Raw genomic sequence first — 2538 nt, 5'->3', positions numbered from 1 at the left:
CTATCTCTCCCGGGCGCTGTGGGTGGCTTGGCGCCGGGGGGCGGGGGGTGGGGCGGGGGGGGTTGCCGGGGCTTTTTTTTTTTTTCTTAAAAAACCCACAAAAAAACCACACACGGCCTGCTCGGCGCGCGAACGCTATGGCGTGGCTCGATTCGAGTCCACACTGGTCGGCAGGATTCCGGCCACGCTGATGATTGAAAGCGCTGATGCAGAGGGGTTTTCTCGCGTCGGTGGCGGATTCTTCACGCCTGCCCGACGCGGAAGGTGGTCGGGTGGGGGTTCGCTCCCGCCGCCAGACATGAACGAACCCCCGGCTGGTGGACGCGGATTCCGCGTCACCTCCCGACCTTGGTGTCAAAACTAGGGCAGTCGATCGGGTCTAGTCAAGTATGTGACGCACATTCAAGAATGTGAATTCTGTGAAATTCTTGGGAAATCCGATTAGATGCTCGTCCACTATGGACGTTGAACTTGGATGCGCGGCGGAGGTGCCGACTTTCGCCGAGTGCCCTGCGGCGCCGAGGCGTACAAGGGCCGCAGCGGTTCTTCGGTGGGTTCAGGCTCTACTTGCGCGCTGAGGGACCGACTTCGTCGCGAACGCCATCTGCCGCGTGGGAGAGTTCTTCGCCGGCGTCGATGATCAGGTCGAGCCGGGCCGTCCACTCGGCGGTCCCGTTGAAGGGGCCGTTCTCGAGCTCAACGCGAAGAAGGACATGACTGCCCGTGTGACTCGCGGTCAGCGAGAGCTCTCCCTCAAGCGATCTCCACGAACGCGGGCCGTCCCATCCGCGCCACGCCTGCTCCAGGGCCGTGAAGTAGTCGGCCAGGTCTCCGAACCCTTCGTCGGAGTAGTGCGGCTGAACCACATGGGTCGCCTTGATGCCAGATCCGACAACGGTGGCCGCAAGCGTCAGCCGATCAGCTTTGATGAGCGTCAGGTCGAGATGCTCGTGGTCAGAGCCGATGCGCACCATGCCGGGCACACTACGGACAGCCGAGACCGCTCCGCGAACTCGATTCCGAGCCACCCGCGAGACGCGCCCCGGTCGCCACGTCGCGACTGCGGCGGGATGTGTCCCCGCCGGGTGTCGCGAACCGAGCCGGGAGAGCGCCCGATTCTAGGCAAAATTGGGCGCCTCCTGGCTCGGGTTCATTCCGGCGCGTTGGCGGCGCGGAGGGTGCGCATGGCCTCGGCGAGGGCGGCCGAGTCGGCCTTGCCGAGCGGCGCCAGGACGCGCTTGCGCAGGATCTCGGCGCACGCCGCGCGGGATCGCTCGGCGATGTCGCGGCCGTGGTCGGTGAGGACCGCGTAGGTGACCCGGCGGTCGGAGTCGCACGGCTCGCGGCGGATCAGGTCGGCCTTGGCGAGGCGGTCGGCGACCTTGGTGAAGCCGCCGCTGCTCAACGCCGCCTCGCGGGCGAGTTTCGTCATGGGCATCCGGTGATCGGGCGTGCGGACCAGGCGGAGCAGGATCTCGAAGGAGGCCGGTGGGAGCCCGAAGCGCTCGCCGATCTCGGCGTCGATGTGCTCCTGCGTGACGTGGTAGCCCTCGATCACCAGTCCCCACCAGGTGATGATCTCGTCGTCATCGGTGCACGGATCCGGGCCGGTCTTGCTGTTCACCGGGATGCTCCCTCCTGTGTATGCGGCCCCGCCAGTCTACCTGAAACAGCTCGCCAGGAAATCTCTTGCGGAGAAGATGTGCTCCGAGTATTGTCTTCCATGAAAGAGATGAGCGACTGGTTCCGATGCAGCCGCCCAGCCCCTTGAACAGGAGTCCGACAGTGAGCACCCCCGTGAAGGTCAGCGTCATCTACTACTCGGCCACCGGAACCGGCACCGAGATCGCCAACACCCTGGTCGCCGAGGCCGAGGCGGCCGGCGCCGAGGTTCGGCTGCGGCGCGCCCCGGAGCTCGCGCCCGACGCGGCGATCGACAGCAACCCGGCGTGGCGTGCCAACGTCGAGGCCACCAAGTCCATCCCCGAGGCCACCCCGGACGACGTGGTGTGGGCCGACGCGGTGCTGTTCGGCTCGCCGACCCGCTTCGGCAACATCGCCTCGCAGCTCAAGCAGTTCATCGACACCCTCGGCGGCCAGTGGGCGCAGGGGCAGCTGGCGGACAAGGTCTACAGCGGCTTCACCTCCAGCTCCACCGCGCACGGCGGCCAGGAGTCCACTCTGCTGGCGCTTTACAACACCTTCCACCACTTCGGCGGCATCGTGGTCGCCCCGGGCTACACCGACGGCGCGAAGTTCGCCGACGGCAACCCGTACGGCACCAGCCACGTGGACGCCCAGGGGGCGAACAAGGTCGACGACGTCACCCGCGCCGCGGCGGCGGTGCAGGCGAAGCGAGTCGTGGCGGTCGCCAAGGCCCTCAAGGCCGGCGCCAACGCCTGACCCGCCATCGGGCTCGACGCGAAGGGCGCCCCTCACCAACTGAAGTGGGCCCCGGAAGTTGGACTCGGTAATTGAGAGTCTAGGCAGCGAGGGCCTGGGCCCGGTATTGCACCGGGCTCAGGCCCTCGCAGTGTG

Annotated in this window: 3 protein-coding genes; 1 reads left to right on the top strand and 2 read right to left on the bottom strand. The window is 66.9% G+C overall.

Annotation, left to right across the window (positions count from 1 at the left end; translation table 11 throughout):
• Positions 1–563: 563 nt before the first annotated feature.
• Positions 564–974 (bottom strand): DUF6228 family protein, encoded by a 411-nt coding sequence (locus AB0I53_RS03350; protein ID WP_358595701.1) that lies wholly within the window; start codon positions 972–974, stop codon positions 564–566.
• 176 nt (positions 975–1150) lie between these two features.
• Positions 1151–1624: a MarR family transcriptional regulator gene (locus AB0I53_RS03345; protein ID WP_358595698.1), complete on the bottom strand. Its 474-nt coding sequence runs from the start codon at positions 1622–1624 to the stop codon at positions 1151–1153.
• A 161-nt stretch (positions 1625–1785) separates the two neighbouring features.
• Between AB0I53_RS03345 and wrbA the strand changes: the two genes are divergently transcribed.
• On the top strand, positions 1786–2403 hold the full coding sequence (wrbA, locus tag AB0I53_RS03340) for an NAD(P)H:quinone oxidoreductase (protein WP_358595695.1): 618 nt from the start codon (positions 1786–1788) through the stop codon (positions 2401–2403).
• The last annotated feature ends 135 nt before the right edge of the window (positions 2404–2538 follow it).

Source organism: Saccharopolyspora sp. NPDC050389 (genome assembly GCF_040655595.1).
Lineage (GTDB): Bacteria > Actinomycetota > Actinomycetes > Mycobacteriales > Pseudonocardiaceae > Saccharopolyspora.
This window is presented reverse-complemented; position numbering and strand designations above follow the sequence as displayed.

Excerpts from the sequence above, each read along its gene's own strand:
- AB0I53_RS03350 (WP_358595701.1), bottom strand. The coding sequence starts at position 974 with ATGGTGCGCATCGGCTCTGACCACGAGCATCTCGACCTGACGCTCATC.